Annotated in this window: 19 protein-coding genes; 9 read left to right on the top strand and 10 right to left on the bottom strand. The window is 57.0% G+C overall.

The genetic code is table 11. The features are described from left to right. Positions 1-834: 834 nt before the first annotated feature. The 5 genes from mnmE to rpmH all read right to left on the bottom strand — a co-directional run bounded on the left by mnmE (position 835) and on the right by rpmH (position 4,771). The gene (gene mnmE / locus GUY40_RS19200) at positions 835-2,205 is read right to left on the bottom strand and encodes a tRNA uridine-5-carboxymethylaminomethyl(34) synthesis GTPase MnmE (RefSeq protein WP_166570483.1); all 1,371 of its coding nucleotides are present in this window, start codon (positions 2,203-2,205) and stop codon (positions 835-837) included. Between the two features lie 93 nt (positions 2,206-2,298). Next, positions 2,299-3,978 carry a membrane protein insertase YidC gene (gene yidC / locus GUY40_RS19195; RefSeq protein WP_166570482.1) on the bottom strand — a complete coding sequence of 560 codons (1,680 nt, stop codon included), beginning with the start codon at positions 3,976-3,978 and terminating at the stop codon, positions 2,299-2,301. A 2-nt stretch (positions 3,979-3,980) separates the two neighbouring features. After that, positions 3,981-4,226 (bottom strand): membrane protein insertion efficiency factor YidD, encoded by a 246-nt coding sequence (gene yidD, locus GUY40_RS19190; protein ID WP_166570481.1) that lies wholly within the window; start codon positions 4,224-4,226, stop codon positions 3,981-3,983. After that, the gene (rnpA, locus tag GUY40_RS19185) at positions 4,219-4,623 is read right to left on the bottom strand and encodes a ribonuclease P protein component (RefSeq protein ID WP_166570480.1); all 405 of its coding nucleotides are present in this window, start codon (positions 4,621-4,623) and stop codon (positions 4,219-4,221) included. The genes yidD and rnpA overlap by 8 nt, the downstream gene beginning before the upstream one ends. A gap of 13 nt (positions 4,624-4,636) precedes the next feature. After that, positions 4,637-4,771 (bottom strand): 50S ribosomal protein L34, encoded by a 135-nt coding sequence (gene rpmH, locus GUY40_RS19180; RefSeq protein WP_043192020.1) that lies wholly within the window; start codon positions 4,769-4,771, stop codon positions 4,637-4,639. Positions 4,772-5,333: 562 nt separating this feature from the next. On the opposite strand from rpmH, the gene dnaA reads away from it, so the two are divergent. The 5 genes from dnaA to GUY40_RS19155 all read left to right on the top strand — a co-directional run bounded on the left by dnaA (position 5,334) and on the right by GUY40_RS19155 (position 14,054). Further along, positions 5,334-6,851, top strand: coding sequence for a chromosomal replication initiator protein DnaA (dnaA, locus tag GUY40_RS19175; protein WP_166570479.1), 1,518 nt, complete (start codon positions 5,334-5,336; stop codon positions 6,849-6,851). Positions 6,852-6,890: 39 nt separating this feature from the next. Further along, entirely contained in the window at positions 6,891-7,994 is a 1,104-nt protein-coding gene (dnaN, locus tag GUY40_RS19170) for a DNA polymerase III subunit beta (RefSeq protein ID WP_166570478.1), read from the top strand. 17 nt (positions 7,995-8,011) lie between these two features. Beyond that, entirely contained in the window at positions 8,012-9,115 is a 1,104-nt protein-coding gene (gene recF / locus GUY40_RS19165) for a DNA replication/repair protein RecF (protein ID WP_166570477.1), read from the top strand. A 4-nt stretch (positions 9,116-9,119) separates the two neighbouring features. Then, positions 9,120-11,537, top strand: coding sequence for a DNA topoisomerase (ATP-hydrolyzing) subunit B (gene gyrB / locus GUY40_RS19160; RefSeq protein ID WP_166570476.1), 2,418 nt, complete (start codon positions 9,120-9,122; stop codon positions 11,535-11,537). Between the two features lie 144 nt (positions 11,538-11,681). Continuing rightward, complete coding sequence (locus GUY40_RS19155) at positions 11,682-14,054, top strand: DEAD/DEAH box helicase family protein (RefSeq protein ID WP_166570475.1); 2,373 nt, start codon at positions 11,682-11,684, stop codon at positions 14,052-14,054. 94 nt (positions 14,055-14,148) lie between these two features. Here GUY40_RS19155 and GUY40_RS19150 read toward each other — a convergent pair whose 3' ends face one another. Continuing rightward, complete coding sequence (locus GUY40_RS19150; RefSeq protein WP_166570474.1) at positions 14,149-15,036, bottom strand: LysR family transcriptional regulator; 888 nt, start codon at positions 15,034-15,036, stop codon at positions 14,149-14,151. Positions 15,037-15,175: 139 nt separating this feature from the next. Between GUY40_RS19150 and GUY40_RS19145 the strand changes: the two genes are divergently transcribed. Then, complete coding sequence (locus tag GUY40_RS19145) at positions 15,176-16,834, top strand: GMC family oxidoreductase (RefSeq protein WP_166570473.1); 1,659 nt, start codon at positions 15,176-15,178, stop codon at positions 16,832-16,834. Positions 16,835-16,924: 90 nt separating this feature from the next. Then, positions 16,925-18,553 (top strand): MFS transporter, encoded by a 1,629-nt coding sequence (locus GUY40_RS19140; protein ID WP_166570472.1) that lies wholly within the window; start codon positions 16,925-16,927, stop codon positions 18,551-18,553. A 186-nt stretch (positions 18,554-18,739) separates the two neighbouring features. On the opposite strand, the gene GUY40_RS19135 is transcribed toward GUY40_RS19140, so the two are convergent. The 4 genes from GUY40_RS19135 to glyQ all read right to left on the bottom strand — a co-directional run bounded on the left by GUY40_RS19135 (position 18,740) and on the right by glyQ (position 23,160). Continuing rightward, complete coding sequence (locus GUY40_RS19135; RefSeq protein ID WP_166570520.1) at positions 18,740-19,510, bottom strand: 1-acyl-sn-glycerol-3-phosphate acyltransferase; 771 nt, start codon at positions 19,508-19,510, stop codon at positions 18,740-18,742. Positions 19,511-19,624: 114 nt separating this feature from the next. Then, entirely contained in the window at positions 19,625-20,158 is a 534-nt protein-coding gene (gene gmhB, locus GUY40_RS19130; protein ID WP_166570471.1) for a D-glycero-beta-D-manno-heptose 1,7-bisphosphate 7-phosphatase, read from the bottom strand. Positions 20,159-20,161: 3 nt separating this feature from the next. Further along, positions 20,162-22,216, bottom strand: a complete 2,055-nt coding sequence (gene glyS / locus GUY40_RS19125; RefSeq protein ID WP_166570470.1) for a glycine--tRNA ligase subunit beta — start codon at positions 22,214-22,216, stop codon at positions 20,162-20,164. Next, complete coding sequence (glyQ, locus tag GUY40_RS19120) at positions 22,213-23,160, bottom strand: glycine--tRNA ligase subunit alpha (RefSeq protein WP_166570469.1); 948 nt, start codon at positions 23,158-23,160, stop codon at positions 22,213-22,215. The genes glyS and glyQ overlap by 4 nt, the downstream gene beginning before the upstream one ends. Before the next feature lie 82 nt (positions 23,161-23,242). On the opposite strand from glyQ, the gene GUY40_RS19115 reads away from it, so the two are divergent. Further along, positions 23,243-23,794: a DNA-3-methyladenine glycosylase I gene (locus GUY40_RS19115; RefSeq protein ID WP_166570468.1), complete on the top strand. Its 552-nt coding sequence runs from the start codon at positions 23,243-23,245 to the stop codon at positions 23,792-23,794. A gap of 38 nt (positions 23,795-23,832) precedes the next feature. Further along, a complete protein-coding gene (locus tag GUY40_RS19110; RefSeq protein WP_166570467.1) occupies positions 23,833-24,720 on the top strand; it encodes a lysophospholipid acyltransferase in 888 nt (295 codons plus the stop codon). Positions 24,721-24,831: the final 111 nt, after the last annotated feature.

Genomic DNA, 24,831 nt, shown 5'->3' with positions numbered 1-24,831 from the left:
ACGCACCTCGTGCCTGTTTTCGATGGGTAATTGGGATAGCTGGCAAGTATAGGGACTTCAGCCCCCCTAAAGGAACCTTTTGCACAAAATTTAACCAGCGGTGGATGAATGGCGTGCAATAGAAATTAAAAGAGAAAAATTTATTAAAGCTTTGTTTTTATGTTTATGTTTAGAGGGCGCCATTTCTGTGGATAAGGTTCTACAGGCCTTGTTTTACGGTGTGTACAGAGGTTCAAAACCTTGTGGTCATGTGGTCAGGAGGTCTATGGATAAGCGATTTAAACCTGTGGATGAAAGGGTCAGTTACCCACAGAGGCGAATATCCTCAGTTTTGAAGGCGAGTTATCTACTGAGCTGAAGAATGGTTTTCCACAGGGCTTAATCAACAGTTTGGAGCTGTTGATAAGTGCCGCGGATTCGCTGGAGGTCATTGATTGAGGGTTGTAGAGCGGAAGAAATCCACGTGTGGATAAGCTTGGCCGTGAAGCTCAAACTCAATAAAACCGGACGAATTGACTGTGGGCAAAAAATTGGCAGCTGTTGATATTTGTGATCGACAGGATTTTTAACTTACTGATTTTTATACGATTATTTTTGTGGATATCACACTGTGGACAATTTTTTGGAGCAGAAAATCAAGCGGATAATGGGTTATCCACTGCCAAGCCAATCAAGCCAGGAAGCTTTTCCACAAAACTATGTAACAGGTTGCAACGAAGCGGGGCGCTGCTACCGGGCGACAACCGGACGCCGACAGTCCGGTGTCGTCAATCAGATAGGCCTTTGATCTCGGTGCGGCGCGATAATCGCCGCTCCGGCACCTGGGCCGTTCAGCTATTTGCCAATGCAGAAGCTTGAGAAGATCCGCCCGAGCAGGTCGTCGGAGCTAAACGCCCCGGTGATCTCGCCCAGCGCTTGCTGCGCCAGGCGCAGGTCTTCGGCAAGCAACTCCCCAGCACCCGCCAGGGTCAGCTGAGCGCGTCCGTGCTCCAGGGAGGTGCTGGCTTGTGCCAATGCCTCCAGGTGCCTCCTGCGAGCACTGAAGCTGCTCTCGGCCGTCTGCTCATAGCCCATGCATGCCTTCAAGTGGTCGCGTAGCAGTTCCAGGCCCATATCGGCGGTTTTAGCACTCAGTGAAATCGTGACGTGACCATCTTCGCTCTGGACCAGGCCCACGGCTTCACCGCTCAAGTCCGCCTTGTTACGAATCAAAGTGACCTTGGCTGGATCCGGGCGCTGCTCCAGGAACTCGGGCCATAGCGCAAACGGGTCGTTGGCCTCGGGCGCGGTGGCATCCACCACCAGCAACACACGGTCAGCCTCGCCAATGGCCTTGAGCGCCCGCTCGACGCCGATTTTTTCCACATGATCTTCGGTATCGCGCAAGCCCGCGGTGTCGACTACATGCAGCGGCATCCCGTCGATGTGGATATGTTCGCGCAGGATGTCCCGGGTTGTGCCGGCGATATCGGTCACGATGGCGGCTTCACGCCCCGCCAGTACGTTCAGCAAACTGGATTTGCCGGCGTTCGGGCGGCCAGCGATCACCACCGTCATGCCGTCGCGTAACAGCGCGCCTTGGCCAGCTTCGCGCACCACGGTGGATAACTCGGCTCGAACCTGATCGAGCATGCCCAAGACATGGCCATCGGCGAGAAAGTCGATTTCTTCCTCGGGAAAGTCGATTGCCGCTTCGACATAGATCCGCAAGGCAATGAGCTGTTCAGTAAGCTGATGCACCCGCTGCGAAAAGGCTCCCTGCAGCGAGCGCAACGCATTGCGGGCGGCCTGGGCGGAACTGGCTTCGATCAAGTCCGCAATGGCTTCGGCTTGTGCCAGGTCAAGCTTGTCGTTGAGAAACGCGCGCTCGCTGAATTCGCCGGGGCGTGCCAACCGGCACCCCAGCTCCAGACAACGTTGCAGCAGCATGTCCAGCACGACAGGGCCGCCGTGCCCTTGCAGCTCCAGCACATCTTCGCCTGTGAAGGAGTTCGGACCCGGGAAGTACAGCGCCAGCCCTTCATCAATCACCTGGCTTTCACTGTCACGAAACGGGCCGTAATGGGCATACCGTGGGGTCAGCTGGCGCCCGGTGATCTGCTTTGCCGCCTGGCTCGCCAGAGGCCCGGAAATACGCACGATCCCGACGCCGCCTCGGCCTTGGGCCGTTGCGATTGCCGCGATGGTTTCTCGGGAAGTAGTCATGGTCCTGGCCTCTTGGTAACTCTCGGTAAAAACAACAGATAGCAAAACGCCCCACGAGGGGGCGTTTTATCCACAGATTAGAACATCAACCTGTCAGGCGGCAGCCTTCTTGGCAGCCGACTCGATGCTGCGAGTGATGTACCACTGCTGTGCGATCGACAGGCAGTTGTTCACAACCCAGTACAGCACCAGACCTGCAGGGAACCACAGGAAGAAGAAGGTGAAGATGATTGGCATCAGCTTCATCACCTTGGCCTGCATCGGATCCGGTGGCGTCGGGTTCAGCTGCTGCTGGATGAACATGGTCGCGCCCATGATGATCGGCAGGATGAAGAACGGGTCTTTGATCGACAGGTCAGTGATGTAGAACATCCATGGCGCCTGACGCATTTCCACGCTTTCCAGCAGTACCCAATACAAGGACAGGAAAACCGGCATCTGCACGAGGATTGGCAAGCAACCACCCAGCGGATTGATCTTCTCTTTCTTGTACAGCTCCATCATGGCCTGCGACATTTTCTGCCGGTCATCGCCAAACTGTTCTTTCAGGGCAGCCAGTTTCGGTGCCACTGCGCGCATGCGGGCCATCGACTTGTAGCTGGCGGCCGACAACGGGAAGAACAGGCCTTTGATCAACATGGTCAGAACGATGATCGACCAGCCCCAGTTACCCAACAGGCTGTGGATATGTTGCAGCAGCCAGAAAATCGGCTGGGCGATGAACCACAGGATGCCGTAATCGATGGTCAGTTCCAGGCCTGGGGACAACTCTTTGAGCTCGGCCTGAATTTTCGGGCCGGCATACAGTGTGGCGCTGGTTTCAGCCTTGCCGCCAGCCGGTACGTTCAGCGCTGGGCCAGTAAAACCGATGATGTAGTTGCCTTGGCTGTCCTTGCGGGCCTGAACATTGTTGTTCTCACCCGACGGCGGAATCCACGCCGTCACGAAGTAGTGCTGCAGCCAGGCTACCCAGCCACCCTGAACCGATTCTTTCAGGCCACCCTTGTCGATATCTTTCATCGACACTTTTTTGTACGGCTCGGCACTTGTCCACAGGGCAGCGCCCAGATAAGTGGCCGTACCGGTCGCGGTGCTGGACGATGGATCCGAGCTGTCGTCGCGCTTGAGCTGGGCGAAAAGGTTACCGCTCCAGGCCTGCGGGCTCTGGTTATCGATCAGATAGCTGACGACCAGATCGTATTCACCACGCTTGAACGCGAAACGCTTGATGTAATTGACGCCGTTCTCGCTGAATTTCAGGTCAACAACCAATTGATCCTGACCATCAGCCAGTTGAAAACTCTTTTGATCGGCAGCATACAGAGGGCGACCCGACGAACGAGCATCCGGACCGTTAACGCCGGTCAGACCGCTTTGAGCCAGGTAGGTACGCTCACTACCATTGTCGAACAACTGGAACGGAATGTCCGGATGGTCCTGGCGACGTGGGTACTTCGGCAGCATCAGCTGCACGATGTCACCGCCGTTCGGATCGATAGCAAGTTCCAGCACATCGGTTTTGACCCGGATCAGCTCTTTGCTGACAGCTGCCGGAGCAAGCGTTGGGGTGCTGGCGTCAGGGTTGGCACTCGGAACGTCGGCCGTGGCCGAAGCATTGTTGCCCAGCGAAGTGTCCGGCAAGGATGCAGTAGTGCTGGAAGCAGCATTCTGAGTCGGCAGGGCTGCCTGCCCGTAGTCCTGGTTCCATTTCAGAACCATGACATAGGACACGATTGCCAGGGCGACGATCAGGATCGTGCGTTTAATATCCATGATTACTCGGCTATCGAAGAGGTACGGGGAGTTGAAGCAGGAGGAACCGGGTCAAAACCACCAGCGTTCCACGGATGACAGCGACCTAGCCTGCGAACAGCAAGCCAGCCGCCGCGCAGAACACCATGATTTTCTATGGCTTCATACGCGTAGCAGGAGCAACTGGGGTAGAAACGACAGTGACTGGCCATCAGGGGACTGATGGCGTAACGGTAGAACTGGATCGGAACGAGTGCCAGTTTACGCATCTTGACTGTCTACCCCTACAGATTCGGCATTCACCACTGGAGCAGGCCGACTACGTGCAAGGCGCTTCCAGAGCTTGCCGAAGTGCTGATGCAATTCTGGGTTTTCTATCTCGCCCAAACCTTTTCGCGCGACGATGACGATGTCCCACCCTGCCAACAATTGCTGGTGACAGCGAAACGAATCGCGCATCAAGCGTTTGAGGCGATTGCGCTGAACGGAGAGCTTGACGCTTTTTTTCCCGATAACAAGCCCCAAGCGGGGATGATCAAGACCGTTTTCGCGCGCAAGGATCAACAGGTTTTTGCCTGGGACCTTGCCGGTAGGAGAGTCAAAGACCGCTTTGAAATGCCGGGGTGTCAGAAGACGTTTGTCCCGACTGAAGTCCTGACTCACCACCTGTGCCGAATGATCAAACTGCCAGACGCTTACGGCCCTTGGCGCGACGACGCGACAGGACGGTGCGACCGTTTTTGGTGGCCATGCGGGCACGGAAACCGTGGGTGCGGGCGCGCTTGATGGTGCTTGGTTGGAAAGTACGTTTCATGGCGTGTTACCTGGTTCGTCGACAACGGGCCGGAATGGCCCCCGTTTTAAGAGACCGGCGATTCTAGAGAAAGCAAGCCCGCAGGTCAATTTCCAACCAACGTTTACTTCACACATCTCCATAACGGTCCGACCAAGGGCGAGGTGATCAGTGAACCGCTTAGAAATAAAAATAAAGAAGGACATTATTTAAAGCTTTTCTGTAAAGCTTATAAAACTTAGGAGGCACACCAGCTGTGGATAACCATCCTCAGGCCTTGTTCTACGGGCTGTACAGAGAATAGTAACCTTGTCCACAAGCGGTGCTTGGGCTGTGCGGTGACCTCGGAAAAGGTGTGGATGAAAAGCGGCGTTATCCACAGGGCGGTTATCAACAGATTTTCGCGCAGGGTTGTGCATAGATCTCAAGTCTGGTTATCCACAGGGCTTATTCACACCCTCCGATTCTAAAAAACAGTGCGTGAATGCGATTTCAGGCTGCACCTGCATGTGGATAAGTGTGTGGCGCACCGGTACAATGGCGCTTGTTTTTGCCTCACCGGCTTTCAACTCAGGGGATATCCGTGTCAGTGGAACTTTGGCAGCAGTGCGTAGAGCTTCTGCGCGATGAACTGCCTGCCCAGCAATTCAACACCTGGATCCGTCCGCTACAGGTCGAAGCCGAAGGCGACGAGTTGCGTGTCTACGCACCCAACCGTTTTGTTCTCGACTGGGTCAACGAGAAATACATGGGCCGCTTGCTCGAGCTTTTGGGCGAGCAAGGCAATGGCATGACGCCTGCGCTTTCCTTATTAATAGGCAGCAGACGCAGTTCTGCTCCGCGAGCGGCGCCCAATGCGCCTCTGGCGGCAGCTGTAGCCGCTTCTCAAGCCCAGGTGGTCGCCCCTGCGCCGACCCCTGAGCCTGCCTCGGTTGCCCACGCGCCAGCGCCCACCGCAAGCGCCGAAGTCGATGAAGAGCCTTCGCGAGACAGCTTCGACTCCATGGCAGGTGCTGCTGCTACTCAGGCGCCGAGCCGTTCGGAGCAGCGCACCGTCCAGGTCGAGGGCGCGCTCAAGCACACCAGCTACCTGAACCGCACCTTCACCTTTGAAAACTTCGTCGAAGGTAAATCCAACCAATTGGCCCGTGCCGCTGCCTGGCAGGTTGCCGACAACCCCAAGCATGGCTACAACCCGCTGTTCCTTTATGGTGGCGTCGGCTTGGGTAAAACGCACTTGATGCACGCTGTGGGTAACCACCTGCTCAAGAAAAACCCGAATGCCAAGGTGGTGTACCTGCACTCTGAGCGTTTTGTCGCCGACATGGTCAAGGCGCTGCAACTGAACGCCATCAACGAATTCAAGCGCTTCTATCGGTCGGTCGACGCCTTGTTGATCGACGATATTCAGTTCTTTGCGCGCAAGGAACGCTCCCAGGAGGAGTTTTTCCACACCTTCAACGCCCTTCTTGAAGGTGGTCAGCAGGTCATTCTTACCAGTGACCGCTACCCCAAGGAGATCGAAGGCCTGGAAGAACGCCTCAAGTCGCGTTTCGGCTGGGGCCTGACGGTTGCTGTCGAGCCGCCGGAACTTGAGACCCGTGTGGCGATTCTGATGAAAAAGGCGGATCAGGCGAAGGTCGAGTTGCCCCATGACGCTGCCTTTTTCATTGCCCAACGGATTCGTTCCAATGTCCGTGAGCTGGAAGGTGCGCTCAAGCGGGTTATCGCACACTCGCACTTCATGGGCCGCGATATCACCATCGAATTGATCCGCGAATCGCTCAAGGACTTGCTGGCGCTACAAGACAAACTGGTCAGTGTGGATAACATTCAGCGCACCGTCGCTGAGTACTACAAGATCAAGATTTCCGATTTGTTGTCCAAGCGTCGCTCGCGCTCGGTCGCGCGGCCTCGGCAGGTCGCCATGGCCTTGTCGAAGGAATTGACCAACCACAGCCTGCCGGAAATCGGTGATGTGTTTGGTGGTCGTGACCACACGACCGTTCTGCATGCGTGCCGAAAGATCAACGAACTCAAGGAATCCGACGCGGATATCCGCGAGGACTACAAGAATCTGCTGCGCACGCTTACAACGTGATTAATGTCAGCGCAGTTTATTAAGGCAAGGGACTAGACCATGCATTTCACCATTCAACGCGAAGCCCTGTTGAAACCCCTGCAACTGGTCGCAGGCGTCGTTGAGCGCCGCCAGACCTTGCCGGTACTCTCCAACGTCCTGCTCGTGGTGCAGGGCCAGCAACTGTCGCTGACCGGTACCGACCTTGAAGTCGAACTGGTTGGCCGTGTTCAGCTGGAAGAACCCGCGGAGCCGGGCGAGATCACTGTGCCGGCGCGCAAGCTGATGGACATCTGCAAAAGCCTGCCCAGCGATGTACTGATCGACATCAAGCTTGATGAGCAGAAGCTGGTGGTCAAGGCCGGACGTAGCCGCTTCACCCTGTCGACGTTGCCAGCCAACGATTTTCCGACTGTAGAAGAAGGCCCTGGCTCGCTGACCTGCAGCCTGGAGCAAAGCAGACTGCGCCGATTGATCGAGCGCACAAGCTTCGCCATGGCCCAGCAGGACGTGCGTTACTACCTCAACGGTATGCTGCTCGAAGTTTCCCCTGGCATCCTGCGTGCCGTGGCTACAGACGGTCACCGCTTGGCCATGTGCTCGATGAAGGCAGATATCGCTCATACTGATCGTCATCAAGTGATTGTGCCGCGCAAAGGTATTCTGGAGCTGGCGCGCTTGCTGACCGAGCCGGATGGCACTGTCAGCATCGTATTGGGCCAACACCATATCCGAGCGACTACCGGCGAATTTACCTTCACCTCCAAATTGGTTGACGGCAAATTCCCTGACTACGAGCGTGTACTGCCTAAGGGTGGTGACAAGCTGGTGTTGGGTGATCGTCAGGCACTTCGCGAAGCATTCAGCCGTACCGCGATTCTCTCTAACGAAAAGTACCGCGGCATCCGTCTGCAGTTGGCCAATGGTCAGTTGAAGATTCAGGCGAATAACCCTGAGCAGGAAGAAGCGGAAGAAGAAGTGGGCGTTGATTACAACGGCGGCTCTCTGGAGATCGGCTTCAACGTAAGCTACTTGCTCGACGTACTGGGCGTGATGACTACCGAACAGGTTCGCCTGATCCTGTCCGATTCCAACAGCAGTGCACTGCTGCAAGAGTCTGACAACGATGATTCGGCTTATGTCGTCATGCCGATGCGTCTGTAACAGCTCAGCAGAATCCAATGTCTCTGAGTCGTGTCTCTGTCACCGCGGTGCGTAATCTGCACCCGGTGACTTTCTCCCCCTCCCCCCGAATCAACATCCTTCACGGTGCCAATGGCAGCGGCAAGACCAGTGTTTTGGAAGCTATCCACTTACTTGGTTTGGCACGCTCGTTCCGCAGTGCTCGGCTGCTGCCTGTTATCCAGTACGAGCAATCGGCCTGTACAGTGTTTGGGCAAGTTGATTTGAGCGAAGGTGGGCACAGTAATTTGGGCATTTCCCGCGACCGCCATGGTGAGTTCACCATTCGTATCGACGGACAAAATGCCCGTAGCGCTGCACAGCTGGCAGAGATTTTGCCACTACAGCTGATCAACCCCGACAGCTTCAAGCTGCTTGAAGGGGCTCCAAAGATTCGACGGCAGTTCCTTGATTGGGGCGTGTTCCACGTGGAACCTCGCTTCATGTCCACTTGGCAGCGCCTACAGAAGGCTTTGCGGCAGCGGAACTCATGGCTGCGGCATGGTACACTTGACCCTGCTTCGCAAGCGGCATGGGATCGGGAACTTTGCCTGGCAAGTGCCGAAATCGATGAGTATCGCCGGGCTTATATAAAAGCCTTGAAGCCTGTCTTCGAACAAACCCTGAGCGAGTTGCTTGAGTTGGAGGGTTTGACCCTCAGCTATTACCGAGGGTGGGACAAGGATCGCGACCTCGGTGAAGTGCTCGCCTCTTCTTTACAGCGGGACCAGCAAATGGGACATACCCAAGCAGGTCCACAGCGCGCCGATCTCCGTCTTCGATTGAACCACCACAACGCTGCAGAGATTCTTTCTCGAGGGCAGCAGAAGCTGGTGGTATGTGCCTTGCGTATTGCCCAAGGGCATTTGGTCAGCCAAGCGAGGCGCGGGCAGTGCATTTATCTGGTGGACGATTTGCCGTCCGAGCTGGACGAGCATCACCGAAGTGCGCTTTGCCGCTTGTTGGAAGAATTACACTGCCAGGTTTTTATCACCTGCGTAGATCACGAATTGTTGAGTGAATGCTGGCGCACGGAAACGCCGGTTGCTCTGTTCCACGTGGAACAGGGCCGTATCACCCAGACCCACGACCATCGGGAGTGAAGGCATGAGCGAAAATCAAACGTACGACTCCTCCAGCATTAAAGTGCTGAAAGGGCTGGATGCCGTACGCAAGCGTCCCGGTATGTACATTGGCGACACCGATGATGGTAGCGGTCTGCACCACATGGTGTTCGAGGTGGTCGATAACTCTATCGACGAAGCACTGGCCGGTCACTGCGATGACATCACCGTCATCATCCATCCAGATGAATCCATCACCGTTCGCGACAACGGTCGTGGCATTCCTGTTGATGTCCACAAAGAAGAAGGCGTATCTGCAGCAGAAGTCATCATGACTGTCTTGCACGCAGGCGGTAAGTTCGACGATAACTCCTACAAAGTATCCGGCGGTCTGCACGGTGTGGGCGTCTCCGTTGTGAACGCACTGTCCGAGACCTTGGTGCTGACCGTACGTCGTAGTGGCAAAATCTGGGAGCAAACCTACGTTCACGGCGTGCCTCAAGCGCCGATGAAAATCGTCGGTGAGAGCGAAACCACCGGCACCCAGATCCACTTCAAACCTTCCGACGAAACCTTCAAGAACATTCACTTCAGCTGGGACATCCTGGCAAAGCGTATTCGTGAACTGTCCTTCCTGAACTCAGGTGTCGGCATCGTCCTCAAGGATGAGCGCTCCGGCAAGGAAGAGGCCTTCCGTTACGAAGGCGGCCTTCGTGCGTTCGTTGAATACTTGAATACCAACAAGACGCCGGTTAACCAGGTTTTCCACTTCAATGTTCAGCGCGACGATGGTGTCGGCGTCGAAATCGCCTTGCAGTGGAACGACAGCTTCAACGAGAACCTGTTGTGCTTCACCAACAACATTCCGCAGCGTGACGGTGGTACCCACCTCGTGGGCTTCCGTTCGGCCCTGACCCGTAACCTGAACAACTACATTGAGCAGGAAGGTCTGGCGAAAAAGAACAAGGTCGCCACTACCGGTGACGATGCCCGTGAAGGCCTGACCGCAATCATCTCGGTCAAGGTGCCTGATCCTAAGTTCAGTTCGCAGACCAAAGACAAGCTGGTCTCGTCTGAAGTGAAGACCGCGGTCGAACAGGAGATGGGTAAGTACTTCTCCGACTTCCTGCTGGAAAACCCAAACGAAGCCAAAGCCGTCGTCGGCAAGATGATCGACGCTGCCCGTGCTCGTGAGGCTGCCCGTAAAGCACGGGAAATGACTCGCCGCAAAGGTGCGCTGGATATCGCCGGCCTGCCGGGCAAACTGGCTGACTGCCAGGAGAAGGACCCTGCCCTTTCCGAACTGTACCTGGTGGAGGGTGACTCCGCGGGTGGTTCTGCCAAGCAGGGCCGTAACCGCAAGACTCAGGCGATCCTGCCGCTCAAGGGCAAGATCCTCAACGTCGAGAAAGCCCGCTTCGACAAGATGATTTCCTCGCAGGAAGTCGGCACCTTGATCACCGCGCTGGGTTGCGGGATCGGGCGCGAGGAATACAACATCGACAAACTGCGCTACCACAACATCATCATCATGACCGATGCTGACGTCGACGGTTCGCACATCCGTACCTTGCTGCTGACCTTCTTCTTCCGTCAGTTGCCTGAACTGGTCGAGCGTGGGTACATCTACATCGCTCAGCCACCGCTGTACAAGGTCAAGAAAGGCAAGCAAGAGCAGTACATCAAAGACGACGAGGCCATGGAAGAGTACATGACCCAGTCGGCCCTCGAAGATGCGACCCTGCACCTGGGCGAGTCCGCACCGGGTATTTCCGGTGAGGCACTGGAGCGTCTGGTCAACGAATTCCGTATGGTCATGAAGACCCTCAAGCGTCTGTCGCGCCTGTACCCTCAGGAACTGACCGAGCACTTCGTTTACCTGCCGGCCATTTCGCTGGACCAGCTGTCGGATCATGCTGGCATGCAAGCATGGCTGGCCAAGTTCGACGAGCGTCTGCGGGTTACCGAGAAGTCTGGCCTGGTGTACAAGGCCAGCCTGCGCGAAGACCGCGAACGTAACGTCTGGCTGCCGGAAGTGGAAATCACCTCCCATGGCTTGGCCAACTACGTGACCTTCAACCGTGACTTCTTTGGTAGCAACGACTACAAGACCGTTACCGCGTTGGGCGCGCAGCTGACCTCGTTGCTGGAAGAAGGCGCGTACGTACAGCGTGGCGAGCGCAAGAAAGCCGTCTCGGAATTCAAGGAAGCCCTTGAGTGGCTGATGGCTGAAAGCACCAAGCGCCACACCATCCAGCGATATAAAGGTCTGGGTGAAATGAACCCGGATCAGCTGTGGGAAACCACCATGGACCCGACCGTGCGCCGCATGCTGAAAGTCACCATTGAAGATGCGATCGCTGCTGACCAGATCTTCAACACCCTGATGGGTGACGCGGTTGAACCGCGTCGGGAGTTCATCGAAAGCAACGCCTTGGCGGTGTCTAACCTGGACTTCTGATGCGCTGAGAGCTCTCAATCCGCATGAGAGCTTTCACAAAAAGATTTACTGGAAGCCTTTTAAAGGCCAACGTGTAAAAGCGTTGGCCTTTTTTGTGCGAGCGAGAAATACATCCAGAATTGTTGAGTGACGAGGACGTAACCTGTGACAGACGCCAACCTCCTGGCGAAATTACAAGCGGAAAACGCGCGGCTGATCGCGTTGCTTGAGGCTCACGGTATCGACTGGGCTTTACCTGCGCAGACGGACAAAATCCCCCTCCGGACGGTGGAACCAGCAACGACGCTAGGCACCGACGACAAGATTGCTCTGTACAGACGATTGTTTCGCGGAAGGGCCGACGTCTATCCCTTACGCTGGGAAAGCAAGAGTGGCAAATCGGGATACGCACCTGCCTGTGCGAATGAATGGCGGCCAGGTGTTTGCGACAAGCCGCGCATCAAATGTGGTGATTGCGGTAACCGCCAATTACTAGCGCTGACCGATGATGTGATTTATCGACACTTGGCGGGTGACGTAGTGATCGGTATCTATCCACTGATGCCTGATGACACCTGCTATTTTCTCGCTGTCGATTTCGATGAAGCTGAGTGGCGTGATGATGCTCTCGCTTTTATACAGTCTTGCCGCGAGCTGAATATTCCTGCGGCACTGGAGATTTCCCGATCCGGGAATGGAGCTCATGGTTGGATTTTCTTCGAGCGAAGTGTTCCGGCATACAACGCTCGTCGACTGGGTGCTGCGATCATTAGTCATGCCTGTGAGCGAACCCGACAATTGGCCCTTACCTCCTATGATCGACTGTTTCCCAATCAGGACAACATGCCCAAGGGCGGTTTTGGAAACCTGATTGCCCTTCCCCTACAGAAGCGGGCAAGGGCTCAAAGCAGAAGTGTTTTTGTTGATGACTCCCTTGAGCCTTATCCAGATCAATGGGGTTTTCTGGCCTCTGTTCAGCGGATGCAACCCGAGAATATTGAGTCGGCCATTGTCCTGGCCATAGGCAATCGAGATCCGTTGGATGTCACTTTTGCCGAAGATGAGAGCGATGCGGAGCCCTGGAAGCGTCGTCAGTCAGAATCACGGAAATTGACTTGCCCCTTGCCTCGTACCCTGAAAATCACACTGGCTAACCTGATCTATTTTGAAAAGTCAGAGCTTCCACAGCCTTTGGCGAACAAGTTGATCAGGCTGGCTGCATTTCAAAATCCTGAATTCTACAAAGCGCAGGCGATGCGCCTATCGGTATGGAATAAACCGAGAATCATCGGCTGCGCAGAAAACTTTGCCCAACATATCGCCCTTCCCCGTGGATGCCTCGACGCCGCTTTACAGATTTTGGAAGAGAACGGGATCAGCCCACTCTTCCAAGATGAGCGTTTTGTTGGGAAGTCCATTGATGTGAGCTTTCTGGGGACATTACGTGATGATCAGAAAGTGGCGATTAACGAAATGCTCAAACACGATTGCGGGATTCTCTGCGCCCCGACGGCATTCGGGAAAACAGTGAGTGCAGCCGCCTTGATAGCTACACGTGGGGTTAACACGCTCGTACTCGTGCACCGCACTGAGTTATTGCTCCAATGGCAAGAGCGACTGCAGGCTTTTCTCGGGGTTGGCAAAGGTGTCATTGGCACCATTGGTGGTGGTAAATCCAAGCCTACCGGCATTATCGATATTGCCGTTATGCAGTCGTTATCGCGACAAGGCAACGTCAGCGATAAGGTGAAGGAGTACGGCCAAATCATTGTTGATGAATGCCATCACCTGCCAGCATTCTCGTTTGAAGCGATTTTGAGGAGTGCCGCTGCCAGGTATGTGATGGGATTGACTGCCACGCCGGTGCGCCGGGATGGGCAACAGCCCATCATCTTTATGCAATGCGGGCCGATCCGGCATTCTGCGGCGAGGCCAGAAAGCGCACCTCACGATTTGTCTGTAATACCTCGATTGCTTTCCAGGCCGATAGTGGTTGTAGAAGGTTCGGGCATTCAGGAGGTGTTCCGACATCTTGCCGATGATCCGGCGCGGACCGCCAAAATAGCTTCTGAAGTTGAAATGGCATTCAGGCAAGGCAGGAAAATTCTGGTGCTCACCGAACGGACTGAACACCTGGATGGCTTGGAAGCCGAATTGAAAGGGCGGGTACAGAACCTGTTCATACTCCATGGACGTGTGCCAAAAAAACAGCGCATTGAACGTATGAGCGAGCTTGAGTCACTTCCCTCTAACGCGCCGCGTGTACTGCTGGCGACCGGAAAACTGGTGGGTGAAGGTTTCGATCATCCACCACTGGACACCTTGGTTCTGGCGATGCCGATTTCATGGAAGGGGATACTCCAGCAATACGCTGGCCGCTTGCATCGAGAGCATGCGGACAAAGCCGATGTAAAAGTCATCGACTTTGTTGACGTTGGGCATGCCGCTTTACTCAGGATGTGGGGAAAGCGTCAGGTGGGTTATAGAGCGATGGGCTATCGGATTGTGGATGGATCGGAGTCGATGGAATTGCTATAGGGGCTACCCCGAAACCGAGCAGTACACTTAATGTGGGGGCGCGCTTTACTCCCACGCCGTTCTCCATTCATCTCAATATCGAAAGGTGGGTTTTCTATTCCGCCAACAACGCCCCCTGCTCCCCCGCACACAACGTCAGCAAGTAATCCCACACCACCCGCAACCGCACCGACTTGTGCAGTTCCCGCCGCGTGCAAATCCAATAACTGCGCTGGATGGTTTCGCTTGGCATAACCCTCACCAGTTCCGGGTCCTGGCTGGCCATGTAATTGGGCAGCACTGCAATCCCGAGTCCGGCTCTGGCCGCTTGCTGCTGGGCGATCACGCTGGTGCTGCGGAACACCACATTCGGCGAGCGGCAGAAGCTGTTGAGAAATAGCAGTTCCTGGCTGAATAGCAAGTCGTCGACGTAACCGATCCAATTGTGGTGCGCCAAGTCTTCGCGGCAGTTGAGGGTCGGTGCCTGGGCAAGGTAGGCAGGGCTCGCGTAGAGAGCGAGACGGTAATCGGTCAGCTTTCGGGTTATCAACAGGTCGGCGTTGGGGCGCTCCAGGTGGATGCTGATTTCGGCCTCGCGGTTGAGGATGCTGACAAAACGCGGCACTGCCACCAGCTCCACTTCGAGCCCCGGGTAGCGCTCAAACAGACCGCCCAGCCGAGGCGTGAAAAACATGATGCCGATGCCTTCAGTGACACCTAGCCTGATCTTGCCCAGAGGGGTGATGGCCTGAGTGATCTCTTCTTGTGCCAGCAAGGCGACGTTTTCCATGGCCTCGGCATGTTTGAGCAACGCTTGCCCGGAGGGTGTCAGTTCGTAACCCTGGGCCTGCTGGACGAACAAGGCGGTGCCCAGGCACTGTTCGATGGACTCTATATGCCGGGCCACCGTGCTGTGAGTGGTGTTCAGGCGTTTGGCTGCGGTGAGCAGGCGGCCGCTGCGCTGCAGCTCGAGAAAAAACCGAAGATCGTTCCAGTCGAACATGCTGCTTATCCTTGTGAATCCGGCGATCACGGGCGTTGTGCTAAAACGCACAGCAGTTGGGTGAAATCTAACGTTTTCATCTCGAAACTAATCAATAACATGGACAGGGACAAGAATAAAAATCGGTGTGAGGTGATGAATGTCGTCTGCCCTGCGCACGTATGACTATGTGATTGTCGGCGCCGGTCCTGCCGGGTGCCTGCTGGCCAATCGCTTGTCTGCCGATCCGACCCAACAGGTGCTGCTGCTCGAAGCGGGCGGCCAGGACAACTACCCCTGGATTCACATTCCAGTGGGCTATCTTTTCTGCATTGGAAACCCCCGAACCGACTGGTGCTACAAGACCGAGGCGCAACCCGGTCTGCAAGGTCGCGCGCTGAGTTATCCACGGGGCAAGGTGCTCGGTGGCAGTTCATCGATCAACGGCATGATCTATATGCGTGGCCAGGCCGGTGACTACGATCGTTGGGCAGCGCAAGGGAACCCGGGTTGGGCCTGGAAAGATGTGCTACCGCTGTTCAAGCGCAGCGAACTGCATTTTGCCGGCGGTACTGATTGGCACGGCAGCGAGGGTGAGTGGCGGGTCGAGCGCCAACGCTATGCATGGCCAATTCTCGATGCCTTCAGAGAAGCGGCTGCTCAGTATGGAATTGCCAGCGTTGATGACTTCAACACAGGTAGTAATGAAGGCTGTGGATATTTCCAGGTCAACCAGCGCTCGGGGATTCGCTGGAATGCCACCAAGGCCTTTCTACGACCAGTGCTCAAACGGCCCAACCTCACGGTGCTGACCGGTGTGGACGCACAGCGCGTCGTATTCGAAAACGGCCGTGCTGCGGCAGTCAATGGGCGCTGGCAGGACCGTGACGAGCTCTTCAGGGCCCGCCGAGAAATCATTCTGTGCGCAGGTGCCATAGGCTCGCCCGCCATTTTGCAGCGATCCGGAATCGGGCCTCGCCCACTTCTGGAGCGCTTGGGCATTCCCGTCCTGCATGAGCTGCCTGGTGTGGGTGGAAACCTGCAGGACCATTTGCAGCTGCGCCTGATCTATCAAGTCAGCAACACCCGAACCCTCAATCAAGTCGCCAACAGTCCCTGGGGCAAGATGGGCATGGGGCTGCGTTACCTTTATGACCGCAGCGGGCCGCTGGCGATGGCGCCCAGCCAACTGGGTGCCTTCGTGAAATCCGACCCGGAGCAGCCCTCGGCGAATCTGCAATACCACGTTCAGCCCCTGTCCCTTGAGCGATTCGGTGAGCCCTTGCATCGGTTTGCCGCATTCACGGCATCGGTCTGCAACCTGCGCCCGATGAGTCGCGGGCGTGTGGATATCGCTTCAAAGGAACTTGCCCAAGCGCCTGTGATTGATCCCAATTACCTGAGCCATCCACAGGATCTGAAAGTGGCCGCGCAAGCAATTCGGCTCACCCGAACCATTGTTAGCTCTGCGGCATTGCGACCTTTCGCACCGCAGGAATATTTGCCCGGCCCTGAACTGCAAACGGAAGAACAATTGCAGGAAGCTGCCGGAAAAATCGGCACCACGATTTTCCACCCGGTCGGGACCTGCCGGATGGGGAATGGAGCGGACGACGTGGTCGATGCTGCTCTGCGTGTGCACGGTGTCCAGGGTTTGCGCGTGGCAGACGCCTCGATCATGCCGCAGATCGTCTCCGGTAATACCTGTTCCCCCACCGTCATGATTGCCGAAAAGGCAGCTCAGCTGATTCTGGCTGAACGCGACGCCCTCCTCCGCTCACAGTTCATTCCTGAAGGAGAATCCCTGACCACCCCTTGATCGATATGCATGCGCCGGCAGTGGTCCGCCGGTGTGGACAGTGGAACAAAAAGAATAATCACTGGGGCCTCAAGGCCGAGGACAACACCTATGTCGGACTATGTGCAGGAACAAGGCGCAGCGAAGGCTGCCAGCGCGGGTAAGGAAGAACGCAAGATCATCTTCGCGTCATCGCTCGGGACGGTGTTCGAGTGGTATGACTTTTTTCTTTACGGGGCCCTGGCTGCTGTTATCAGCAAGCAGTTCTTTGCCGGGGTTAACGACACCACAGCATTCATCTTTGCATTGATGGCGTTTGCCGCGGGCTTTCTGGTGCGGCCGTTCGGGGCCTTGGTGTTCGGTCGGCTCGGCGACATGATCGGTCGCAAGTACACGTTTCTGATCACCATTGTGCTGATGGGCTTGTCGACATTTGCGGTCGGGTTGCTGCCGACTTATGCCAGTATCGGCATCGCCGCGCCGATCATCCTGGTGATTCTGCGCATGTTGCAGGGCCTGGCGCTGGGCGGGGAATACGGTGGCGCGGCGACCTATGTAGCGGAACACGCGCCGCCCGGTAAACGCGGCTTTCATACCGGCTGGATTCAATCCACCGCCACGTTGGGCTTGCTCTTGTCCTTGCTGGTAGTGCTTGCCAGCCGCTACATCAGCGGTGATCAATTCGAGACCTGGGGCTGGCGACTGCCATTTCTGTTGTCGATTGTGTTGTTGGCGATTTCCACCTGGATTCGCATGAGCATGCATGAGTCGCCGGCATTCGTGAAAATGAAAGCCCAGGGCAAGATCTGCAAGTCACCGATTCGTGATTCCTTTTTGGTCTGGCCAAACTTGAAGATTGTGCTGACAGCCTTGTTCAGCATCAACGCAGGCCAGGCGGTGACCTTCTACACCGCGCAGTTCTATGTGCTGTTCTTCATGACCCAGATGCTCAAGATGGACCCGGCACTGGCCAATACGCTGCTGATCATCAGCGTGGTGATCGGCGCTCCCTTCTTCGTGTTTTTCGGCTGGCTTTCGGACCGTATCGGCCGTAAGCCGATCATCATGACTGGGCTGTTGTTGGCCACACTTCTCTACTTCCCGCTGTTCAAGGCGCTGAGTCATTACGCGAACCCGCAGATCGACGCGGCCAGTCGCCAGTCCCCTATCGTGGTGATGGCCGACCCGGCCAGCTGCACCTTCCAGTTCGACCCTGTGGGTAAAGCACGCTTCGACAGCCCTTGCGACAAGGTCAAAACCTTCCTGGTCAAACAGGGCTTACCGTACAGCTCACAAGCCTCGGCGCCAGGCAGCGACGTGGTGGTATCGGTGGGCGAACAGCAGATCAAGGGCTTTGACGAAGCTGCGCTGCGCAGTGCCATCGACACCGCTGGCTACCCGGCCAAGGCGGATTCCAGCAGCGTAAACCAGCCGATGGTGGTGATATTGATCGTTGCCATGATCCTGATCGCGACCATGACTTACGGCCCCCTTGCGGCGGTGATGGTGGAATTGTTCCCTACCCGCATCCGCTACACCTCGATGTCGCTGCCCTACCATATCGGCAATGGTTGGTTTGGCGGCTTCCTGCCCACAGTGTCCTTTGCCTTGGTGGTGTACACCGGCGATATCTTCTATGGGCTCTGGTACCCGGTGTTGATCACCGGCGTCAGTCTGATCGTGGGGTTGTTTTGTCTGAAGGAAACCAAGGACGTCGATATTGACGAAGTACACAGCTGAAAGCCCTCGGGGAGTTTTTCGCAGGCAAAAAGAAACCGGCTATTAGGCCGGTTTCTGTTAGCGCCGAAAAAACTTATGCACCTTTGTCATGTGCCGTTCATGTGTAGAAATAAGCAATTAAATTAGTCACTTACGAGATTTTTTCTGGCTTTGTGAAAATACTGTACACAAGTTATCCACAGATCGTCAGGCCACGATCTGCTGTTCGGTTTGCGGTGTTTGCGGCAAGGAGCCCATGTCGCGCTGCGCCTGCTCGTTCCAGGCGGCAAAGCGATCATTGAGCTCCACAATGGCCCGTGGCCCCGTCCCTTGTGGGTGCATTGGCGCGCCAATGACCACCTCGATCGTGCCGGGCTTTTTACCCCAGCCTTCTTTTGGCCAGTATTTACCGGCGTTGTGGGCAATCGGCAGGATTGGCAGCTCTGCGTTTACCGCCAACGCAGCACCGCTGCGCGAAAACTTGCCGATCTTGCCAAATGGCACACGCGTCCCTTCGGGGAAAATCAGCACCCAGACTTTATTCCGGAGCAGCTCATCGCCTTTGGCGGCGACTTGCTTGAGGGCTGCCTTCGGGTTGCCGCGATCAATTGCGATAGGCCGCAGCATCGCCATGGCCCAGCCGAAAAACGGCACGTAGAGCAGCTCACGCTTGAGCACCTGGCTCAGCGGCTGGAAATAGGCCGAGAGAAAGAAGGTTTCCCAAGTGCTCTGGTGATTGGACAGAATCACACAGGGCTGCTGTGGAACGTTCTCGGCACCCGTGACCTTGACCCGGATATTGAGAAACACCCGAACCAGCACCAGCACAAAGCGACACCAGAACACGTTGATGAATCGATAGCGGGCGCGGAAGGGCAAAAACGGCGCCACGAAAAAGCTCAGGGTGCACCACAGAAAAGCACTGGTGCCCAGCAGCAGGTAAAAGACAAAGATCCTGATGGCCTGCACGATCGACATAGTGGCATTTACCATTGCGGGCTCGCCCGCCTGCGTGGAGCGCACGAATAACGACGGATGGCCCACCGTGCGAAGTATGTCGCACCGGTCGGCCGGGTCAGAAATCGAAGCGCCTTATGTGTGGATAAGCGCTCTGGCGACAGCGGCCAGATCCTCGAAAATCAGGGTATTGGCTGGCAAGGTCTTGCCAAGCGTCTTGCTGCCTTTGCCGGTTTTCACCAGAACAGGCTGTGAATCGACGGCCACCGCGGCTTCCAAGTCACCCATACTATCGCCGACAAACCATAAACCGGCCAGATCCACGCCATAATGGTCAGCGATGGTCTTGAGCATGCCGGGTAATGGCTTGCGGCAATTGCAGCCCTCATCGGGGCCATGGGGGCAATAGACGATCTTGCCAACCTCGCCACCCTGCTCCGCCACCAGTTCCCGCAAGCGGGTATGCATGGCTTCAAGGGTGGCCAGGTCGTAGTAGCCGCGAGCAATACCGGACTGGTTGGTAGCCACCGCTACCGTCCAGCCGGCCTTGCTCAACTGCGCGATGGCGTCGATCGAGCCCGGGATGGGAATCCATTCATCCACCGACTTGATGTAAGCGTCGGAGTCTTCGTTGATCACCCCGTCCCGATCGAGTATCAGCAGTTTCAAGACTTACCCCAGCAGCGAGATGTCGGCAACGCCCAGGAACAACCCGCGCAGGCGGGTCAGCAAGGCGTAGCGGTTGGCGCGCACGTTGGCATCTTCGGCATTGACCATCACCGCTTCGAAGAACGCGTCGACAGGTTCGCGCAGGGCGGCCAGGCGTGCCAGCGACTCGCTGTATTGACGGGCAGCCGCCATTGGCTGGATAGCGTGGTCGGCTTGCTGGATCGCCGAATACAGGGAGAACTCATTGGCGTTGTCGAAATACTTGGGTTCGACGGTGGTAGCGATGGTGCCTTCGACCTTGCTCAACAGGTTCGATACACGCTTGTTCACGGCAGCCAGGGCAGCAGCCTCAGGCAGCTGGCGGAAGGCCTGAACGGCTTGTACGCGTTGGTCGAAGTCCAGTGCGGAGCCAGGTTGCAGGGCACGAACCGACAGGTAAGTGGCCATGTCGATGCCTTCGTCTTCGTAGCGCGCACGCAGGCGGTCGAACACGAATTCCATGACTTGCTCGGCCAGGCCGGCTGGTTTGATCTTGTCGCCAAACTGATTGACGGCAAAAACCACGGCAGGCGCCAGGTCCAGGTCGAGTTTTTTCTCGATCAGGATCCGCAGGATACCCAGTGCCGCGCGACGCAGGGCATACGGGTCTTTGCTGCCGGTTGGCAGCATGCCGATACCGAAGATACCGACCAGGGTGTCGAGCTTGTCGGCGATGGCCACGGCCGCACCGGTCAGGGTGGTCGGCAGTTCAGCGCCAGCACCGCGCGGCATGTACTGCTCGTTCAGCGCCAGTGCCACATCGTCCGGCTCGCCGTCGTTGAGGGCGTAATAGTAGCCGGCAACACCTTGCATCTCCGGGAACTCGCCGACCATCTCGGTGGCCAGGTCGCATTTGGACAGCAGGCCTGCGCGAGCAGCGCGCTGGGCATCGCCGCCAATGCGCTGGGCAATGAAGGCGGCCAGTTTCGACACACGCTCCGCCTTGTCGTAGACGCTGCCCAGTTGGGCCTGGAACACGACGTTTTGCAGACGCTGGTTGAAGCTTTCGAGTTTCTGCTTCTTGTCTTGCTTGAAGAAGAATTCGGCGTCGGTCAGGCGCGGGCGCACGACTTTTTCGTTGCCCAGAGTGATCTGCGACGGGTCTTTGCTCTCGACGTTGGCGACGGTGATGAAGCGCGGCAGCAACTTGCCGTCGACGTCCAGCAGGCAGAAATACTTCTGGTTGTCCTGCATGGTGGTGATCAGGGCTTCCTGGGGCACTTCAAGGAACCGCTCTTCGAACGAGCAGACCAGTGGCACTGGCCATTCGACCAGGGCAGTCACTTCGTCCAGCAGGTTTTCCGGGACGATGGCGGTGCCTTCCTGCTGCATGGCCAGTTCCGCAGTGCGCTTGCTGATCAGCTCGCGGCGTTCGGCGAAGTCGGCTAGCACATAGGCGTTGCGCAGGTCTTCCTGATAGGTGGCCGGTGAGCTGATGCGCACGCTTTCCGGGTAATGGAAGCGGTGGCCGCGCGAATCGCGACCGGCTTTTTGCGCAAGGATGGTGCAGTCGATGACCTGGTCACCCAGCAGCATGACCAGCCATTGGGTCGGACGCACGAACTCTTCCTTGCGAGCACCCCAGCGCATGCGCTTGGGAATCGGCAGGTCGTTGAGCGAGTCTTCGACGATGGTCGGCAAGAGGCTGGCGGTCGGCTTGCCGACGATACGCTGGGAGAATCGCAGTTTCGGGCCGCTTTGATCGATTTCAGCCAGGTCCACGCCACATTTCTTGGCGAAGCCCAGGGCTGCTTGAGTCGGATTGCCTTCCGCATCGAATGCGGCCTGGCGAGGCGGGCCGTCGAGGTTGATGCTGCGGTCAGGCTGCTGGCTGTCAAGTTGGCTGATCAGCACGGCCAGACGGCGCGGCGCGGCAAACACACGCTTGGCGGCGTAGTTCAGGCCAGCGGCCTGCAGGCCTTTTTCGATACCGGCCAGGAACGCATCGCCCAGGGTGTTCAGGGCCTTGGGTGGCAGTTCTTCGGTGCCCAGTTCAACCAGGAAATCTTGAGCACTCATTGTGCAGCCTCCAGCTTAGCCAACACTTCATCACGCAGATCAGGGGATGCCATCGGGAAGCCCAGCTTGGCGCGAGCATTCAGATAGCTTTGAGCGACCGCACGGGCCAAGGTCCGCACGCGCAGAATGTAGCGCTGGCGCTCGGTTACCGAGATAGCGCGACGGGCATCGAGCAGGTTAAAGGTGTGCGACGCCTTGAGAACCATTTCATAGGTCGGCAGCGGCAGCTCCAGCTCGATCAGGCGGTTGGCTTCGCTTTCATAGAAGTCGAACAGTTCGAACAGCTTCTCGACGTTGGCGTGCTCGAAGTTGTAGGTCGATTGCTCCACTTCGTTCTGGTGGAACACATCGCCGTACGTCACTTTGCCGAACGGGCCGTCGGTCCAGACCAGGTCGTAGACCGAGTCAACGCCCTGCAGGTACATCGCCAGGCGCTCGAGGCCGTAGGTGATTTCGCCGGTAACCGGGTAGCACTCGATGCCGCCCACTTGCTGGAAGTAGGTGAACTGAGTGACTTCCATGCCGTTGAGCCAGATTTCCCAGCCCAGACCCCAGGCGCCCAGGGTCGGCGATTCCCAGTTGTCTTCGACGAAACGAATGTCGTGGACCAGCGGGTCCAGGCCGATGTGCTTGAGCGACCCCAGGTACAACTCCTGGAAGTTCTCCGGGTTCGGCTTGAGCACCACCTGGAACTGGTAGTAATGCTGCAGACGGTTGGGGTTTTCGCCGTAGCGGCCGTCAGCCGGACGACGGCTGGGCTGCACATAAGCGGCGTTCCAGTTTTCCGGGCCGATGGCCCGCAGAAACGTGGCGGTATGGAAAGTGCCGGCGCCTACTTCCATATCGTAGGGCTGAAGCACCACACAACCTTGCTCGGCCCAGTATTGTTGCAGGGCGAGGATCAAGTCTTGGAAGGTACGCACGGCTGGCGTAGGCTGGCTCACGAAATTCACCTGTTTCTAGGGCTGCGAATATAAAGAGCGGGAGTATAACCCGATTCGTCCGCGCCTCTACCCTTGGAGCTTTATGCCGCGCTGCTTTTGGTGTAACGACGATCCGCTGTACCAGGCTTACCACGATCAGGAGTGGGGTGTGCCGCTGCGTGACAGCAGGCGGTTGTTCGAACTGTTGCTGCTTGAAGGCTTCCAGGCCGGGCTCTCGTGGATAACGGTGCTGAAGAAGCGCGAGCACTACCGCAAGGTCATGTTCGGCTTCGACCCCAAGCGATTGGCGGTCATGACCGACGAAGAGATCGAGGAACGCATGCTCGACCCGGGCATCATTCGCAACCGCCTCAAGCTCAACGCGGCGCGCATCAATGCCAAGGCCTGGCTGACCCAGGCCAACCCGGTCGAACTGCTGTGGTCATTTGTCGGCGGACTGCCAAAAATCAACCATTTCAGTCAGAGGGGCGAGGTGCCGGCGGTGACGCCGGAGGCGCAAGCCATGAGCAAAGTCTTGAAAAAGGCGGGTTTCACCTTTGTCGGGCCGACTATCTGCTACGCCTTCATGCAAGCTTCGGGGATGGTCATGGACCACACAACCGATTGTGATCGCTACGCCATACTGGCCCGCTGATGGTTACAATACCCGGCTTGCAGACATAGGAGTGGCCTGTGGATAAGTTCAAGGGCGCCTTGATGGTAGGCGCTTTGCGGTTGTTCGCCCTGTTGCCGTGGTGCGCCGTGCAACGTGTCGGTTCAGCCATTGGCTGGTTGATGTGGAAGCTGCCCAACAGCTCCCGCGAAGTGGTGCGGGTGAACCTCGCCAAGTGTTTCCCCGAGATGGACCCGGTGGCCCGTGAACAGTTGGTCGGTCGTACCCTCATGGACATTGGCAAATCCCTGACCGAAAGCGCCTGTGCCTGGATCTGGCCGGCGCAGCGCTCGCTGGACCTGGTCCGCGAAGTCGAGGGGCTGGACGTGCTCAAGGATGCACTGGCGTCAGGCAAGGGGGTTGTCGGTATCACCAGCCACCTGGGCAACTGGGAAGTGCTCAATCACTTCTATTGCAACCAGTGCAATCCGATCATTTTCTATCGTCCGCCCAAGCTCAAGGCGGTGGATGATCTGCTGCGCGAGCAACGCGTACAGCTGGGTAACCGGGTCGCCGCCTCCACCAAGGAAGGCATCCTGAGCATCATCAAGGAAGTGCGCAAAGGCGGTCAGGTGGGGATTCCGGCTGACCCTGAACCGGCCGAATCAGCGGGTATCTTCGTGCCGTTCTTCGCCACCCAGGCGCTGACCAGCAAGTTTGTGCCGAACATGCTGGCAGGCGGCAAGGCGGTCGGGGTGTTCCTGCATGCCTTGCGCTTGCCGGATGGCTCGGGGTTCAAGGTAATTCTGGAGGCGGCGCCTGAAGCCATGTACAGCACCGACACCGAAACCAGCGTCGCGGCCATGAGCCAGGTGATCGAGAAATATGTGCGGGCTTATCCGAGCCAGTACATGTGGAGCATGAAGCGCTTCAAGAAACGCCCGGCGGGCGAGGCGCGGTGGTACTGACAAACCTTTTGATAGATGTGGGAGCGGATTTACCGGAGCGCCGGACCGCCGCGAACAAGGACAGCGCGGTGTGTCTGATATACCGCAGCGCCTTTATTCGCGGCGGTCCGG

It is taken from the genome of Pseudomonas sp. R5(2019), from assembly GCF_009905435.1.
Classification (GTDB): Bacteria; Pseudomonadota; Gammaproteobacteria; order Pseudomonadales; family Pseudomonadaceae; genus Aquipseudomonas.
The sequence above is the reverse complement of the archived record's forward strand: the minus strand, read 5'-3'. Positions and strand labels throughout refer to the sequence as shown.

Coding starts and splice junctions, on each gene's coding strand:
- mnmE (WP_166570483.1), bottom strand. CDS start 2,205: ATGACTACTTCCCGAGAAACCATCGCGGCAATCGCAACGGCCCAAGGC.
- yidC (WP_166570482.1), bottom strand. CDS start 3,978: ATGGATATTAAACGCACGATCCTGATCGTCGCCCTGGCAATCGTGTCC.
- yidD (WP_166570481.1), bottom strand. CDS start 4,226: ATGCGTAAACTGGCACTCGTTCCGATCCAGTTCTACCGTTACGCCATC.
- rpmH (WP_043192020.1), bottom strand. CDS start 4,771: ATGAAACGTACTTTCCAACCAAGCACCATCAAGCGCGCCCGCACCCAC.
- dnaN (WP_166570478.1), top strand. CDS start 6,891: ATGCATTTCACCATTCAACGCGAAGCCCTGTTGAAACCCCTGCAACTG.
- recF (WP_166570477.1), top strand. CDS start 8,012: ATGTCTCTGAGTCGTGTCTCTGTCACCGCGGTGCGTAATCTGCACCCG.
- gyrB (WP_166570476.1), top strand. CDS start 9,120: ATGAGCGAAAATCAAACGTACGACTCCTCCAGCATTAAAGTGCTGAAA.
- GUY40_RS19150 (WP_166570474.1), bottom strand. CDS start 15,036: ATGTTCGACTGGAACGATCTTCGGTTTTTTCTCGAGCTGCAGCGCAGC.
- GUY40_RS19145 (WP_166570473.1), top strand. CDS start 15,176: ATGTCGTCTGCCCTGCGCACGTATGACTATGTGATTGTCGGCGCCGGT.
- GUY40_RS19140 (WP_166570472.1), top strand. CDS start 16,925: ATGTCGGACTATGTGCAGGAACAAGGCGCAGCGAAGGCTGCCAGCGCG.
- GUY40_RS19135 (WP_166570520.1), bottom strand. CDS start 19,510: ATGTCGATCGTGCAGGCCATCAGGATCTTTGTCTTTTACCTGCTGCTG.
- glyS (WP_166570470.1), bottom strand. CDS start 22,216: ATGAGTGCTCAAGATTTCCTGGTTGAACTGGGCACCGAAGAACTGCCA.
- GUY40_RS19115 (WP_166570468.1), top strand. CDS start 23,243: ATGCCGCGCTGCTTTTGGTGTAACGACGATCCGCTGTACCAGGCTTAC.